At 41.2% G+C, this 14,728-nt stretch carries 16 protein-coding genes and 2 pseudogenes; 10 read left to right on the top strand and 8 right to left on the bottom strand.

The window, feature by feature from the left end; translation table 11 throughout:
- Window positions 1-23: 23 nt before the first annotated feature.
- The 7 genes from tagF (at window position 24) to MN200_RS07915 (ending at window position 8,076) form a co-directional block, all read left to right on the top strand.
- Window positions 24-980 (top strand): type VI secretion system-associated protein TagF, encoded by a 957-nt coding sequence (gene tagF, locus MN200_RS07945; protein ID WP_058869616.1) that lies wholly within the window; start codon window positions 24-26, stop codon window positions 978-980.
- Window positions 981-986: 6 nt separating this feature from the next.
- Window positions 987-1,751 (top strand): OmpA family protein, encoded by a 765-nt coding sequence (locus MN200_RS07940; protein ID WP_058869615.1) that lies wholly within the window; start codon window positions 987-989, stop codon window positions 1,749-1,751.
- Window positions 1,752-1,963: 212 nt separating this feature from the next.
- On the top strand, window positions 1,964-3,301 hold the full coding sequence (locus tag MN200_RS07935) for a site-specific integrase (protein ID WP_075696481.1): 1,338 nt from the start codon (window positions 1,964-1,966) through the stop codon (window positions 3,299-3,301).
- A 1-nt stretch (window position 3,302) separates the two neighbouring features.
- A complete protein-coding gene (locus MN200_RS07930; protein WP_136695452.1) occupies window positions 3,303-4,868 on the top strand; it encodes a tyrosine-type recombinase/integrase in 1,566 nt (521 codons plus the stop codon).
- Window positions 4,869-4,873: 5 nt separating this feature from the next.
- Window positions 4,874-7,195 carry a hypothetical protein gene (locus MN200_RS07925; RefSeq protein ID WP_136695453.1) on the top strand — a complete coding sequence of 774 codons (2,322 nt, stop codon included), beginning with the start codon at window positions 4,874-4,876 and terminating at the stop codon, window positions 7,193-7,195.
- 1 nt (window position 7,196) lies between these two features.
- A complete protein-coding gene (locus tag MN200_RS07920; protein ID WP_075696484.1) occupies window positions 7,197-7,634 on the top strand; it encodes a hypothetical protein in 438 nt (145 codons plus the stop codon).
- A gap of 184 nt (window positions 7,635-7,818) precedes the next feature.
- The gene (locus MN200_RS07915; protein ID WP_075696485.1) at window positions 7,819-8,076 is read left to right on the top strand and encodes a hypothetical protein; all 258 of its coding nucleotides are present in this window, start codon (window positions 7,819-7,821) and stop codon (window positions 8,074-8,076) included.
- A gap of 92 nt (window positions 8,077-8,168) precedes the next feature.
- Here the strand turns inward: MN200_RS07915 and MN200_RS07910 are convergent, their stop codons facing one another.
- The gene (locus MN200_RS07910) at window positions 8,169-8,381 is read right to left on the bottom strand and encodes a helix-turn-helix transcriptional regulator (RefSeq protein WP_075696486.1); all 213 of its coding nucleotides are present in this window, start codon (window positions 8,379-8,381) and stop codon (window positions 8,169-8,171) included.
- Window positions 8,382-8,474: 93 nt separating this feature from the next.
- On the opposite strand from MN200_RS07910, the gene MN200_RS07905 reads away from it, so the two are divergent.
- The 3 genes and pseudogenes from MN200_RS07905 (at window position 8,475) to MN200_RS07895 (ending at window position 10,520) form a co-directional block, all read left to right on the top strand.
- Entirely contained in the window at window positions 8,475-8,693 is a 219-nt protein-coding gene (locus MN200_RS07905) for a hypothetical protein (RefSeq protein WP_180034215.1), read from the top strand.
- Window positions 8,694-9,117: 424 nt separating this feature from the next.
- Window positions 9,118-9,525 (top strand): annotated as a pseudogene (locus tag MN200_RS07900) (Mu transposase C-terminal domain-containing protein); the annotation flags it as partial.
- A 2-nt stretch (window positions 9,526-9,527) separates the two neighbouring features.
- Window positions 9,528-10,520: a TniB family NTP-binding protein gene (locus tag MN200_RS07895; RefSeq protein ID WP_242760489.1), complete on the top strand. Its 993-nt coding sequence runs from the start codon at window positions 9,528-9,530 to the stop codon at window positions 10,518-10,520.
- Here MN200_RS07895 and MN200_RS07890 read toward each other — a convergent pair.
- The 7 genes and pseudogenes from MN200_RS07890 to MN200_RS16655 all read right to left on the bottom strand — a co-directional run bounded on the left by MN200_RS07890 (window position 10,489) and on the right by MN200_RS16655 (window position 14,645).
- Window positions 10,489-10,989, bottom strand: coding sequence for a GNAT family N-acetyltransferase (locus MN200_RS07890; RefSeq protein ID WP_000376623.1), 501 nt, complete (start codon window positions 10,987-10,989; stop codon window positions 10,489-10,491). The genes MN200_RS07895 and MN200_RS07890 overlap by 32 nt on opposite strands.
- A 127-nt stretch (window positions 10,990-11,116) precedes the next feature.
- A complete protein-coding gene (gene sul1 / locus MN200_RS07885; RefSeq protein WP_000259031.1) occupies window positions 11,117-11,956 on the bottom strand; it encodes a sulfonamide-resistant dihydropteroate synthase Sul1 in 840 nt (279 codons plus the stop codon).
- The gene (locus MN200_RS07880; protein WP_000679427.1) at window positions 11,950-12,297 is read right to left on the bottom strand and encodes a quaternary ammonium compound efflux SMR transporter QacE delta 1; all 348 of its coding nucleotides are present in this window, start codon (window positions 12,295-12,297) and stop codon (window positions 11,950-11,952) included. The genes sul1 and MN200_RS07880 overlap by 7 nt, the downstream gene beginning before the upstream one ends.
- Window positions 12,298-12,413: 116 nt before the next feature.
- Window positions 12,414-13,252: pseudogene (locus tag MN200_RS07875) on the bottom strand (AadA family aminoglycoside 3''-O-nucleotidyltransferase).
- A 57-nt stretch (window positions 13,253-13,309) separates the two neighbouring features.
- The gene (aadB, locus tag MN200_RS07870) at window positions 13,310-13,843 is read right to left on the bottom strand and encodes an aminoglycoside nucleotidyltransferase ANT(2'')-Ia (RefSeq protein ID WP_000381803.1); all 534 of its coding nucleotides are present in this window, start codon (window positions 13,841-13,843) and stop codon (window positions 13,310-13,312) included.
- Window positions 13,844-13,900: 57 nt separating this feature from the next.
- Window positions 13,901-14,533 (bottom strand): type B-3 chloramphenicol O-acetyltransferase CatB3, encoded by a 633-nt coding sequence (locus MN200_RS07865; protein WP_000186237.1) that lies wholly within the window; start codon window positions 14,531-14,533, stop codon window positions 13,901-13,903.
- Entirely contained in the window at window positions 14,517-14,645 is a 129-nt protein-coding gene (locus MN200_RS16655; protein WP_278189341.1) for a hypothetical protein, read from the bottom strand. Before MN200_RS16655 ends, MN200_RS07865 begins: the two co-directional genes overlap by 17 nt.
- Window positions 14,646-14,728 lie beyond the last annotated feature (83 nt).

Raw genomic sequence — 14,728 nt, 5'->3', positions numbered from 1 at the left:
GCTAGGTTGTAAGGAGTATTGTGATGGATGAACTGCGGACTTTAGCTTTATATTACGGAAAATGTCCTGCACGTGGTGATTTCTTAAAAACACGCGGTCAGTATGCCTTAATTCAACTGATTGATCAGTGGATTACTGAAGCATTAGAACATGCCATGCAATCAGAGGGATTTAGTCAAGCGTATGAAAAGCTACCTTCATTAGACTTTTTTATTGCCAATCCACAAGAAAATAATTTTCTTGTGGCAAATTTGATTGCCAGTCACGATAGTTCTGGCCGTCAATTTCCAATGGTATTGAGTCATTTATTAGAAGTTGAAAATAGTTTTGATAATATTATTTATGCGCCATATCGCTATAAGCAAACTTTAATCGACTTATTTCAAAAGAATCGTGTGGTACGTTCGATACGTGACCCCAATATCGTGCTTGATAAATTATCTAAATTAAATAATGAGATACAAGTTTTTAATCACAGCGAAGTTTCGGCATTTTATGAACACCATACGATACATTCATTTTCTCAATTACTAAGAATGAGCAGTTACGAGCTTGCACAAAGCATGATTGGACTCGGATTATTGTTACAGCCCGTCATTCAACATGGTACTAGTCGCTTAACTAAAGTGTTGATTTTACCTATTAATAACTCTAGCTACTGCTATGAAATTGCAGCTTTTTGGGTCAATCTAATCAGTTTTTTTATTCAAAATCAAAATGCTGAGCTTCTGATAGGGATTTTACATAGCGAAAAACCAGTACTTCTTTTTGGCTTTCAAGGGGCAGATATTATGACCTTAAGTGAAATTTTCACGCAAAAGTTAGATTCAGATCACTGGGTTTCATTGGTTCAAGCCAATTGGATTGATGCATATTTAGAGCAAAATGCCGGTTTGGCAACGCTGGAGCAAGCTTTGTGTGAGCGGCAATTGAGCTTAATACAAGCTGTGAAACTTTTTAAAAAAACTTTTATAGATTAGTAAAATATGAAAATAAATCATAGATTTAAGTCGAATAAATGGCTGCTGACTTTAACGTTGGTTTTGAGCGTGAATGTCTGGGCTGAACCGATTATTGTTGAGGGTGTTGTTCCAAATGATGCCAGTAAGCAAATCATTTTAAATAAGATGTATAGTGTTTATGGCGCTGACCAAGTGATTGATAAAATAAAGGTTAAAGCGGTTAATGCTCCAAATGGTTGGAGTGAATCTGTTGCGAATATGGTGGTTCCAGAGTTAAAAAAAGTTCACCAAGGTAAACTTTCTGTACGTGGTACGCAAATGGAACTTAATGGAAAAATATCGCGTTCAAATGAAGTTCAGCCTACAACAAGCTTATTCCAAAGTTTAGTAACGCCACCATATCGCTTGAATGCGCAGCTTTCTGTCAATCAGGCTGAACAGCAAATTGTAGATGAAGCACTTAAAAACAGAATTATAGAATTTGAATCTGGCAGTGCAGTTTTGGCTATGAGTGGAACTCAAATCTTAGATGAAATGGCGGTGGCTCTGAATAAGGTTGGTGGAAAAAAGGTTAAAATTATTGGACACACAGACAGCTCAGGTGACGCTGCAAAAAATCTTGCTTTAAGTAAAGAGCGTGCTGTAGCTGTTAAAAACTACTTGATCAATAAAAGTATTTCTGCAGAACGTTTAAGTGTTGAAGGATTGGGCTCGAACAAACCCGTTGCTGATAATGCAACTGCAGATGGCCGTAAGAAAAACCGTCGAATTGAATTTGATGTGATCTAAGTTATTTATAAAAAGCTACATAATCAAGTGTGGCTTTTTATAAATAACTTAGATTGCGTATAATGTATATTATGTTAAATTGAGTACATGATACTTTAAGTTCATAAACCCTCTCACTAAACTACAAAACAATTACTTAGTTACTATTTTCAACTAGACTAAAATGACTTATGTTTATATTTTAAATAATTCATAAAGTTCTCGGAAAATTTATGTTCTTTATAAAAACAATTCGACTTTCAAAAAAATATTCAAATGAAAATAAAATCATTTTATTATTTGATGCAACAATATCAGCACCTTGCCTTTATCCTTTACTGTATTGTATGGGAAGTCTTCGATTTCAAAGTATAGCTACTCAACAATCAGATTTACTCGCAATTAAATTTTGGTATGAGTTTTGGTTTAAAAAATATAAAACAATTTTCTGTGAATCCTTTATCTCATCAGGATATGATCCAGAAATCTATTTAAGTGAAATTGATAACTTTATTGTTTTTCTAGAAAATAATAAAAAATTTGAGAATAATTTAATTCGTATTAGAGTAAATCCTGACATTAATTATATGACTATTACGCAACGTATACGATCATTGTTTAAATACTTTATTTACTTATTGGATGAATATTGGAATGTTTGGAATCAAGACCTTACGCTAAAAGAAATAACAAATCGTAGAAAAAAAATTGATATTTTCTTAATGAATAAAAAAAAGATTTTTAATAAATTTTCTAAACGTAGCTTTACAGTTAAAAGTGGAATTAATTATCATTTTAAAAGCTTAGACAATGAAATGGTTTGTAGACTTTATGAAATTATTCGTCCCAGCAAGAAAGCTAATATTAATGTAAACAATCCTTTCATCACAAAACAACATCAACTTCGTAATTTCTTGATCGTACACCTAATGATAAACTATGGTTTAAGAGTTGGCGAATTGATGCTTTTAACAACTAAATCAATAAAAAAATCAATTAATTCTAATACTTATAATCTTATAATTACAAATACTGAAGATGAATATGATATTAGGAGTAGAAAACCAAGTATAAAGAATGAATTCTCTTATAGGGTAATCAAATTAAGTAATTTCGACTACGAAGCTATTAATGTATATATGGAAAAAATAAGAAATACAACCCAATCAGACATATTGTTTACTTCTTTAACCTCCCCCTACTCTGCACTAAGTTATTCATCTATAAATGCAATTTTTAACAAAATAGATATAAAATTTAGAGGTCTCTATCCTATATATTTTGATGATACAAATATTGACTCAATTCATAAAATAACACCTCATGTGTGTCGACACACATGGGCATATATCACATTAGCATTTGCTATAAAAAAATATAAGAACGAAAATCCTTACCAACAATCCATCAGTAATGATGAAATTATGCAAAAAGCACAAGAGGATTTACGTGTTTTAGGTGGTTGGAGCCCTAATAGTAAAATGCCTAGCTACTATGCAAAACGTTTTATTGTAAATAGAGCTAATTTATTGAATTTACAACGTATATCAGATGAAAAATGGGTGATCTAACATGTCTAAACTTGATCAGTTTTCAGGAAATAGAGCAGATTTGGGATCGATTTTTAATTCCCAACAAATAACTGCACTTCAAAATATTAACGAAAAACTTCCAAAAATTGTTAAGTTTTTAATTGCTGAAAAATTTGATGATAAATTTTTAGTATCAACAAGTAATATATGGAATTTTTTTTATTCCGGTAATAGAGAAAAAATAAATTTTTCAAAATTTTCTCAAAATGAAACTATTTTATTGAAATTTTTTCTTATTGTTTTTAGCCAAAGGAATACTCCCTCTTCATTAAGTCAAAAGTCATATTCATTTACAATTTTATTAAATTACCTGAAAAAAAATAACCTAAATTTTAGTTACGAAAATCTGAAATGTTTTTTGATTGATATTGCCCCCATTGAAGAAAAATCAGGGGTTTATTCACATATAAAGTTTTTACTTCGTTTGTTAATCGTTGAGGATTTTCCAGAGTTTGATATAAGTAATGATTATGACTTAGAATTCATTCCACGACCTAAATCATTTAATTCAAAATTATTCTACCAACAATATGAAGATCCTATTGATTATCCTCTTATTTCTATAATTCAAAAAGGATTTATTAAAATAAACAAGGATATAAGCGTTTCTGAAAATACTATAGATGATCAAACACTTCTTTATACTTCAATCTTAGGATTAATTTATACAACAGGACTTAGACCAGTACAATTAGCAAAGTTATCTGTAAATGATATCAAATTAGATTCTACTCGTAGCATAGATCACTTTCATCGGTATAGTATTTTAATCCCATATGCGAAACAAATACGTTACGTGTATGAAAAGATAGCAGTGAAATTACCAGAAGAAATTGCGGAAATTATCATTGCCTATATCAAAAGATTTAATTTGCATTCTGATGATAAATTATTTGATATGGGAGAAAATTCCTCACGCTTTTGTTCAATTGCTATTAATACTCAGTTATTAGATTTTTCTCCTAAATTATATCAAGATGCTGTTCTTTCTGGAGAAATTATACAGCAAAAATATTCTTTCTCTGATTTTAGACATCATGTTGGATATAGTTTAGCAATGGCTGGAGCATCTGCTGAAGAAATATCCTATATTCTTGGGCATTCTGTATTGGTTACTGCTAGACATTATATATTTTCTACCCCAGAACTAGCACAGATTAGAGCTAATGCTCTTGGTCGTAACTTTTTGTATAAACATATGATTGCTATGTTACTTTCAGGGCGTTTAACTTATAAAAATGAATGGAAGCAAAAGAAAGTTTTAGGAAATATTGGAAGTAAAATTCATTATGATATTGGCGGATGTGCATATCAAGAAAAATGTCTTTTTCAGCCAGTACGCAATTGTTATGGTTGCATGTATTTTCATCCTTTTATTGATGCAAATCATACAGCTGTACTACAGAGTATTCAGAATGAAATCGATGATTTAATAAGGTTGTCTGATAATATCGGTATTTCTAGAAATCCTCTAATTAGGATTCATGAATCTACAAAATTTGAAATTGAGTCTGTAATTGCTCGTTGTAAAATTTATGAGGATTAAATTTCATGAAACGTGAACAATATGATTACTTCATAAATGAACAAAAAGAATATTTTGATCAGTATATACAACCTAGTTTTAAAGGATATTGGGAAGATTCTGTTTGGTACGGAGGTACAAGTGGATCTGGATGGCTTTTATCCAGAAGTGGGAAAACACATTTTAATTTCGGAATGATTAATAAAATAAAAGGTTTAGAGCACAATACTATTGATAATAAATTTCAAATTTTTATGAAATCAGTGCTTATACTAAGTTATAGAAAAGCAAATGCTAACGTTTCTCCGCAAAAACTGTATGCTGAATTTTTAATACTAAAGCGTTGGTATAGTGCCTTATATGCTGAAAATCCTCAAAAAACACATCCCTACTACTTGTCTACTTTAACTTTAAATATATCTTTTGAAATTTTAGCTAAAAATACTGATAAAAAAGGTCTTTCCTCTTATGCTTTAACCTTCCTTAGATTACAGGAGATGATAAATCACTATGGTTTTACAAAAAAACCTTTAGATTTTTCTCAGAAGTATTTAAATATCAATCGCTACAGTAGAACTCCTCATGCTTTAAGAACAAAAAGCTTACTTGAACAGTTGGAAATTGATGAAGATGAACTTGACAATAGTAAGTTGATTTCTATTCGAACTTTCATAAATATTGTTTCTTTAATAAGTTTATGTCAAACAAATGGAGAAAAGATTGCTCTTAATTTATTATTACTTTTAATCGTAACTGGTTTGCGTTCAACGGAAGTTTTTCTTTTAAAAACAGATGCGTTGATCAAGCGTCCAATTCTCGATACTGTTTCTAAAAAGCACTTAACTTTAGATGGAATAAAACAATTTACCTTGGGAATTCAGTACTATGGAGCCAAAGGAGCAGGCTTAAGGATTCATTGGCTAGACCCTTTATCAGCTCGTTTGGTAGAAACAATATTTAATTCAGTATTTGAACTTACCAAGGAGTATAGAGAGCATTTAGCTTATATTAGATCTAAAGATTTTTCTAATTTTTTACCGAAATCATTAGATGATATTTCTACAGATTATGTTGAAGTAGATGATCTAATTGGTTCTGTTTTTGGTGTAAGAGATAAAACTAGAGGACGTTCTGGTCAGCGTGATGTTATTGTAAAAACGCTTAAAGGTATTCCTGTATACAAGGAGTATAAAGATGGTAAAGGGTTAAAAAGATATTATTTAAAGAGTGATATTAATTTTTTTATTAAATCTTTAACGAATTATGATTCAAAACTTTCATTTCATCAGGTTTTTAATTATGAGGGGAAAAAAGAAAAAATTGCTTTTGAAGATTTGTTATTTATACATGAGTATAGATCCACAAATCTTCAAAGACAGTTTATAAATAAAACTAATATCATTCCATTTAACGCAATAACTATAAACGGTTTTCTAGGGAATGGGGCGAATATATCTGTATTTAAAAAATATAATTTATTAGAAGATGATAAACAATACTCCAAGTTAACCACACATATCCCTCGTCACAATATAAATACTTTTTTAGCACTCAGTGGATTAGCAGATCATCTACAGGCAATGCTTATGGGGCGTATTGATATTCAACAGAACCAATACTATCAACATTTAGCTATTAAACATCGTAGAGTCGCAGCAGAGATATTAAAGAAATATGATTTAACAAGTTGTCAAGAAAAAAATGAGCTGAAGCCTGTATCCCCCATAGAAGCAATCAAATATGATGGTTTAATGTTTTTTTCTGAAAAACTTGATCTTGAAAATAATTTAAAGATGAATTTACAGTCTTTTGACTCTAAGAATGAAATTTCTGAATTTATAAAGAACTCTTTCTTTGACGAATATTTTGAAGATCTGGCCGAATCATTTAATGAACTCATTAAGCAAAATACTTCTCAAGCTGAATTACTAGTTCATCGTCATGCTTATTTACATCCTCTGCCTTTTGGTAGCTGTATGAGGGAAATAGCAGTCCATGATTGTCCTAAACGTTTAGCCTGCCAATCTGGAGAGCAATGCGGAAACTTTGCTTTAACTGGTCGTAAGGGTGAGCTTGATGCATTAGAGCAAAGTCGTAATATGTTATTAACCGAGTTTAAAAATATAGAGTCGCTCATTACTAATGATGATTCATATATCGAAATGCTTGAGTTGTTAAATCAAAAAATTGTTTTCTTAAATGGCTTAAAAGAAAAAGCACTGAAGAGACAGAATAATTTAACACCTATACCAATTTTTCCTTATAGTAATCAAAATAGTAAACTTCCAATTACTTTAAGTGAATTATTTGCTATTGAGCAGCAGAAAATTGAAGAAAAGGAGACGTAGTATGTTACGTGGTAAGCAATTGGATGAAGTAATTGAACAAGAATTGCAAATGATGTTGATAGAAGGTTTTGAAAAATCACCTATCTCGCATAAATTATTACACAAACGTCTAACGGCTAAAGGTTACATATCTGGTGGATTAAGTACATTAAGTTCAAGTGATCGAAAAAAACTGATTAGTCTTTATCTATCAGAACAAATATCTCCCTTGAATTTAAAAATAAAAGAAAAGCAACTTTTTGTTAACAAAAAAACTAGACTAGCGCTAACAAATACTAATAAAAATTTACGTACACAAATTGAAGAGTTAGAGTCTCAGCTAGCTCAAAATACTGAGAGCCTTATAAATATTATCGAAGAGGTGAAACTTAAGACTAATTTAAAAGTGGACCATTTGTTAGCCTCTCATCTTTTGAAGAAATATTTATCATCAAATTAGCTAGAACATTTTACACTCAATTACCTATTGAGTACCTGATCAGCTACTTGGTAAGTTATTATAGATGATCAGAACTATAATTTCGTTCTTTGCCCTATCTGGACTGCCACCACTCTCCTAGACTAACCTATCTATTCTGCTAATCTATAGCCTAACCAAATTTAATTAACATAAGGTTTTAGATATGAAAATTAAAAGCCTAGAGGATGAAAGTGATATAGCTGCTAAAGCAGCTAGGGTACTTCGTGAAAGCTTTATTAAGGCTGCACGCACCGAAACAGTACTTTATGTAATAAATGATGCTTTATGGAGCAAGAGTCCAAATGGCGATCCTATCTTAATTAAACAATTGTCTGGACGTAACCCTGATCTCGCCAAAAAATTTGCTAGTGGAGAAACTTATAAAATTAAAAAACGAAATATTGGCACTACTAAAAAGTAGTTCATACTCAGCAGCATCTATAAATCTTTACCGTAAAGACTTATACCACAATTTATAACTTTAGCGTTTGAGCAAACAGTGATCTTGTCTGCTTAATGTTTAGGTAGCAAGTGATAAGGTTCAATTTTAAGAATATGTGCGATTTCATAAAGCTTTAAAACTGTAATATTCACTTCTCCACGTTCAATACGTCCAAGATAACTACGATCAATACCACATTGAAGAGCAAGAGCCTCTTGAGTGATTTTAAGTTCTGTTCTTTTATTGCGAATTAAATGGCCAATCGCGATAGATAATTCTGTCATTTGAAACTAACTGTTCAAAAAATAGAAATATCTCTAATTGAGGACTATACATCCACGGACTATAATCCTCATTTATTTAATAAACGACTGAACATGAAAAGACCTGTGCACTTGCCGTTGTATAACGAATTCTTAGAACTTTTTGATAACTACAAAATTCAAAATTGGCAAGCAAAACAATTTTGGGAAAAGCTTAAAATTGATCACAACTACAGAAATCAAAAAACCAAGCGACTTATGTATTCTGGTTTAAAAGTTTTGATGCAATTTCAATATTTAGAAGTTGATCATGAAACTGTCTTTGCACATTAAAGACTTAAACTGATGAATCATAAAATCAATAACTTACATTAGGTATGATTCAGTAAATTTACATTATAGTTCTAAACTCAATGAACTTTGAGTTTAGATAACCAATCCATTTATGACATAATAGTTGTAAATTTACTTATGTTTGAGTTTACCTATTCCAAATATCCAATAAGTAAATAAAACGGTGATTGCAAGTGATATAAAAATGACTATTGGGGATGGTACTTGCATTGGACTCAACCAAAATCCAAATAAAATACATGCAACAAATGCACTGCTACAAAGAAACAACTTAAAAAATACCACAAGTATTGAATCTGATTTTTTCGTAATATTCATTCAAACTTCCTCTTTGAGTTTACAACTATATTGTTAAAGTTTAGAACATTAATGTCATTTTTGAGACTTTAATGGTCAGTCACAGCGGCGTGAACGCTGGCCGTCCTTTCTGATCCGGCGCGATCCGCGCGACATCAGCCGTATCTGGGTCCTGGAACCGGAGGGACAGCATTACCTGGAAATTCCCTACCGTACCTTGTCGCATCCGGCTGTCACCCTCTGGGAACAACGGCAGGCGCTGGCGAAACTGCGGCAGCAAGGGCGCGAACAGGTGGATGAGTCGGCGCTGTTCCGCATGATCGGCCAGATGCGTGAGATTGTGACCAGCGCGCAGAAGGCCACACGCAAGGCGCGGCGTGACGCGGATCGCCGCCAGCACCTCAAGACATCAGCTCGGCCGGACAAGCCCGTTCCGCCGGATACGGATATTGCCGACCCGCAGGCAGACAACTTGCCACCCGCCAAACCGTTCGACCAGATTGAGGAGTGGTAGCCGTGGACGAATATCCCATCATCGACCTGTCCCACCTGCTGCCGGCGGCCCAGGGCTTGGCCCGTCTTCCGGCGGACGAGCGCATCCAGCGCCTTCGCGCCGACCGCTGGATCGGCTATCCGCGCGCAGTCGAGGCGCTGAACCGGCTGGAAGCCCTTTATGCGTGGCCAAACAAGCAACGCATGCCCAACCTGCTGCTGGTTGGCCCGACCAACAATGGCAAGTCGATGATCGTCGAGAAGTTCCGCCGCACCCACCCGGCCAGCTCCGACGCCGACCAGGAGCACATCCCGGTGTTGGTCGTGCAGATGCCGTCCGAGCCGTCCGTGATCCGCTTCTACGTCGCGCTGCTCGCCGCGATGGGCGCGCCGCTGCGCCCACGCCCACGGTTGCCGGAAATGGAGCAACTGGCTCTGGCACTGCTGCGCAAGGTCGGCGTGCGCATGCTGGTGATCGACGAGCTGCACAACGTGCTGGCCGGCAACAGCGTCAACCGCCGGGAATTCCTCAACCTGCTGCGCTTCCTCGGCAACGAACTGCGCATCCCGTTGGTTGGGGTAGGCACGCGCGACGCCTACCTAGCCATCCGCTCCGATTACCAGTTGGAAAATCGCTTCGAGCCGATGATGCTGCCGGTATGGGAGGCCAACGACGATTGCTGCTCACTGCTGGCCAGCTTCGCCGCTTCGCTCCCGCTGCGCCGGCCTTCCCCAATTGCCACGCTGGACATGGCTCGCTACCTGCTCACACGCAGCGAGGGCACCATAGGGGAACTGGCGCACTTGCTGATGGCGGCGGCCATCGTCGCCGTGGAGAGCGGCGAGGAAGCGATCAACCATCGCACACTCAGCATGGCCTGTCGACAACCTCTCGCGCAACCAAGACATCGCGGTCGGACTGCAAGTGATCTTGAAGCCACGGGCCCGTCCCACCCCGACATGGACCTCGATGCCCGAACGGACGTTAGATTTCGAGTTCTAGGCGTTCTGCGATGAAGGTTGGATCCCAGCCGGGATTGAAAGTGTCGACGTGGGTGAATCCGAGCCGCTCGTATAGGCCACGCAGGTTCGGGTGGCAGTCGAGCCGCAGCTTGGCGCACCCCTGCGTTCGCGCGGCATGGCGGCAAGCCTCGATCAGCGCGGAGCTGACACCCCGGCCCGCATGTGTCCGTCGCACCGCGAGCTTGTGCAGATATGCGGCCTCCCCCTTGAGGGCGTCGGGCCAGAACTCGGGATCCTCGGCCGACAAGGTGCAACAGCCGACGATGCCGTCGCTGCAACTCGCGACTAGGAGCTCGGATCTCAGGACGAAGGTCTCCGCGAATGTCCGGTCGATCCGCGCGACGTCCCAGGCGGGCGTTCCCTTGGCGGACATCCACGCCGCAGCGTCGTGCATCAGCCGCACAACCTCGTCGATATCACCCGAGCAGGCGACCCGAACGTTCGGAGGCTCCTCGCTGTCCATTCGCTCCCCTGGCGCGGTATGAACCGCCGCCTCATAGTGCAGTTTGATCCTGACGAGCCCAGCATGTCTGCGCCCACCTTCGCGGAACCTGACCAGGGTCCGCTAGCGGGCGGCCGGAAGGTGAATGCTAGGCATGATCTAACCCTCGGTCTCTGGCGTCGCGACTGCGAAATTTCGCGAGGGTTTCCGAGAAGGTGATTGCGCTTCGCAGATCTCCAGGCGCGTGGGTGCGGACGTAGTCAGCGCCATTGCCGATCGCGTGAAGTTCCGCCGCAAGGCTCGCTGGACCCAGATCCTTTACAGGAAGGCCAACGGTGGCGCCCAAGAAGGATTTCCGCGACACCGAGACCAATAGCGGAAGCCCCAACGCCGACTTCAGCTTTTGAAGGTTCGACAGCACGTGCAGCGATGTTTCCGGTGCGGGGCTCAAGAAAAATCCCATCCCCGGATCGAGGATGAGCCGGTCGGCAGCGACCCCGCTCCGTCGCAAGGCGGAAACCCGCGCCTCGAAGAACCGCACAATCTCGTCGAGCGCGTCTTCGGGTCGAAGGTGACCGGTGCGGGTGGCGATGCCATCCCGCTGCGCTGAGTGCATAACCACCAGCCTGCAGTCCGCCTCAGCAATATCGGGATAGAGCGCAGGGTCAGGAAATCCTTGGATATCGTTCAGGTAGCCCACGCCGCGCTTGAGCGCATAGCGCTGGGTTTCCGGTTGGAAGCTGTCGATTGAAACACGGTGCATCTGATCGGACAGGGCGTCTAAGAGCGGCGCAATACGTCTGATCTCATCGGCCGGCGATACAGGCCTCGCGTCCGGATGGCTGGCGGCCGGTCCGACATCCACGACGTCTGATCCGACTCGCAGCATTTCGATCGCCGCGGTGACAGCGCCGGCGGGGTCTAGCCGCCGGCTCTCATCGAAGAAGGAGTCCTCGGTGAGATTCAGAATGCCGAACACCGTCACCATGGCGTCGGCCTCCGCAGCGACTTCCACGATGGGGATCGGGCGAGCAAAAAGGCAGCAATTATGAGCCCCATACCTACAAAGCCCCACGCATCAAGCTTTTGCCCATGAAGCAACCAGGCAATGGCTGTAATTATGACGACGCCGAGTCCCGACCAGACTGCATAAGCAACACCGACAGGGATGGATTTCAGAACCAGAGAAAGAAAATAAAATGCGATGCCATAACCGATTATGACAACGGCGGAAGGGGCAAGCTTAGTAAAGCCCTCGCTAGATTTTAATGCGGATGTTGCGATTACTTCGCCAACTATTGCGATAACAAGAAAAAGCCAGCCTTTCATGATATATCTCCCAATTTGTGTAGGGCTTATTATGCACGCTTAAAAATAATAAAAGCAGACTTGACCTGATAGTTTGGCTGTGAGCAATTATGTGCTTAGTGCATCTAACGCTTGAGTTAAGCCGCGCCGCGAAGCGGCGTCGGCTTGAACGAATTGTTAGACATTATTTGCCGACTACCTTGGTGATCTCGCCTTTCACGTAGTGAACAAATTCTTCCAACTGATCTGCGTGCAAGGCCAAGCGATCTTCTTCTTGTCCAAGATAAGCCTGTCTAGCTTCAAGCAAGACGGGCTGATACTGGGCCGGTAGGCGCTCCATTGCCCAGTCGGCAGCGACATCCTTCGGCGCGATTTTGCCGGTTACTGCGCTGTACCAAATACGAGACAACGTAAGCACTACATTTCGCTCATCGCCAGCCCAGTCGGGCTGCGAGTTCCATAGCTTCAAGGTTTCATTTAGTGCCTCGAATAGATCCTGTTCAGGGACCGGATCAAAGAGTTCCTCCGCCGCTGGACCTACCAAGGCAACGCTATGTTCTCTTGCTTTTGTCAGCAAGATAGCCAGATCAATGTCGATCGTGGCTGGCTCGAAGATACCCGCAAGAATGTCATTGCGCTGCCATTCTCCAAATTGCAGTTCGCGCTTAGCTGGATAACGCCACGGAATGATGTCGTCGTGCACAACAATGGTGACTTCTATAGCGCGGAGAGCCTCACTCTCGCCGGGGAAAGTCGAAACCTCCAGAAGGTCGTTGAGCAAAGCTCGCCGCGTTGTTTCATTAAGCCTTACAGTCACAGTAACCAGCAAATCAATATCGCTGTATGGCTTCAGGCCGCCATTCACTGCGGAGCCGTACAAATGCACGGCCAGCAACGTCGGCTCCAGATGGCGCTCAATGACACTAAGCACCTCTAACAGTTGTGTCGAAATTTCGGCGATCACTGCGTCCCTCATGATGTCTAACACCTGAGTTAAGCCACGCCGCGAAGCGGCGTCGGCTTGGACGAATTGTTAGGCCGCATATCGCGACCTGAAAGCGGCACGCAAGACCTCAACCTTTTCCGCCCCGAGTGAGGTGCATGCGAGCCTGTAGGACTCTATGTGCTTTGTAGGCCAGTCCACTGGTGGTACTTCATCGGCATAGTAAAAGTAATCCCAGATGATCGCCTCCCAGCTGTTACAACGGACTGGCCGCCCGGCGATGACGCCCTCAGCCGCCTCTGGGCACGAGCCCTGCGGAGCCTCCGCGATTTCATACGCTTCGTCTGCCCACCAAGCAGGTTCGCAGTCAAGTAACTCATCCCCGATCTCCGCTAAGAATCCATAGTCCAACTCCTCCGTGACGCGCCCGCCGAGCATTTCAACCATTGCCTCGAGCTCGCCGCGCCTCTCGCCGGGAAACGTCAGATCAATATCATCGTGCTTGCGTGTTACACGCCCTAGCCGTGCATCGATCGCCCAGCCCCCACCGATCCAGAGCGGCAGATTTCGCTCATCTGCCGCAGCTAGAATTTGGTGTATCAATGTGACCTGCGTTGTGTCCATGCGGCCTAACTCCTGAAATAAGCCGTGCCGCGAAGCGGCATCGGCTTGATTGAATTGTTAGACGGCAAACTCGAGCCAATACTTGTGCAGGCCAACAATATTAGACGAGCACAGCATGGGCATTGCCGCTTTGATCTTCTCCAGTGACCAATTCCACCACTCCATCTCCAGAAGCAATGAAATTTCCTCATCGGTGAAGCGTTTCTTAATCTTCTTAGCGGGATTGCCGCCAACGATAGCGTAAGGCTCCACATCTTTTGTCACCAACGAGCGGCTGCCTATCACCGCACCGTGCCCGATCTTGATTCCGGGCATGACCATTGCCTCAGAGCCGATCCAAACGTCATTGCCAATGACAGTATTACCTGCTTTTTGGAAGGCATCGAGTGCGCTTGAGAATGCAGGTTCTTCCTGCATATAAAAGAACGGGAAAGATGATGCCCAGTCGTACCGATGCCCCTGATTGCCAGCCATGATAAAGGAAGCCCCACTCCCGATAGAGCAGAAACTACCGATGATCAACTTATCAACGTCATCACGGTCCGGAAACAGATACCGTGCGCAGTCATCGAATGAGTGCCCATGATAGTAGCCAGAGTAATAGCTGTACCGCCCAACTTTGATATTGGGGTTCTTCACTTGCTCAGAAAGCAGCTTGCCTTTGAAGGGGCTATCAAAGTAGTTGGTCATAAGAGATCCCGCGGTCTGTGACTTTGCCGTCTAACGCCTGAAATAAGCCGTGCCGCGAAGCGGCATCGGCTTGATTGAATTGTTTTAGGGCGACTGCCCTGCTGCGTAACATCGTTGCTGCTCCATAACATCAAACATCGACCCACGGCGTAACGCGCTTGCTGCTTGGATGCCCGAGGCATAGACTGTACAAAA

It is taken from the genome of Acinetobacter sp. LUNF3 (assembly GCF_022699605.1).
Classification (GTDB): Bacteria; Pseudomonadota; Gammaproteobacteria; order Pseudomonadales; family Moraxellaceae; genus Acinetobacter; species Acinetobacter johnsonii.
Note: the sequence above shows the minus strand (reverse complement) of the source record. Positions and strands in the feature narration are given on the sequence as shown.

Excerpts from the sequence above, each read along its gene's own strand:
- tagF (WP_058869616.1), top strand. The coding sequence starts at position 24 with ATGGATGAACTGCGGACTTTAGCTTTATATTACGGAAAATGTCCTGCA.
- MN200_RS07940 (WP_058869615.1), top strand. The coding sequence starts at position 987 with ATGAAAATAAATCATAGATTTAAGTCGAATAAATGGCTGCTGACTTTA.
- MN200_RS07935 (WP_075696481.1), top strand. The coding sequence starts at position 1,964 with ATGTTCTTTATAAAAACAATTCGACTTTCAAAAAAATATTCAAATGAA.
- MN200_RS07930 (WP_136695452.1), top strand. The coding sequence starts at position 3,303 with ATGTCTAAACTTGATCAGTTTTCAGGAAATAGAGCAGATTTGGGATCG.
- MN200_RS07925 (WP_136695453.1), top strand. The coding sequence starts at position 4,874 with ATGAAACGTGAACAATATGATTACTTCATAAATGAACAAAAAGAATAT.
- MN200_RS07920 (WP_075696484.1), top strand. The coding sequence starts at position 7,197 with ATGTTACGTGGTAAGCAATTGGATGAAGTAATTGAACAAGAATTGCAA.
- MN200_RS07915 (WP_075696485.1), top strand. The coding sequence starts at position 7,819 with ATGAAAATTAAAAGCCTAGAGGATGAAAGTGATATAGCTGCTAAAGCA.
- MN200_RS07910 (WP_075696486.1), bottom strand. The coding sequence starts at position 8,381 with ATGACAGAATTATCTATCGCGATTGGCCATTTAATTCGCAATAAAAGA.
- MN200_RS07905 (WP_180034215.1), top strand. The coding sequence starts at position 8,475 with ATGAAAAGACCTGTGCACTTGCCGTTGTATAACGAATTCTTAGAACTT.
- MN200_RS07890 (WP_000376623.1), bottom strand. The coding sequence starts at position 10,989 with ATGGACAGCGAGGAGCCTCCGAACGTTCGGGTCGCCTGCTCGGGTGAT.
- sul1 (WP_000259031.1), bottom strand. The coding sequence starts at position 11,956 with ATGGTGACGGTGTTCGGCATTCTGAATCTCACCGAGGACTCCTTCTTC.
- MN200_RS07880 (WP_000679427.1), bottom strand. The coding sequence starts at position 12,297 with ATGAAAGGCTGGCTTTTTCTTGTTATCGCAATAGTTGGCGAAGTAATC.
- aadB (WP_000381803.1), bottom strand. The coding sequence starts at position 13,843 with ATGGACACAACGCAGGTCACATTGATACACCAAATTCTAGCTGCGGCA.
- MN200_RS07865 (WP_000186237.1), bottom strand. The coding sequence starts at position 14,533 with ATGACCAACTACTTTGATAGCCCCTTCAAAGGCAAGCTGCTTTCTGAG.
- MN200_RS16655 (WP_278189341.1), bottom strand. The coding sequence starts at position 14,645 with ATGTTACGCAGCAGGGCAGTCGCCCTAAAACAATTCAATCAAGCCGAT.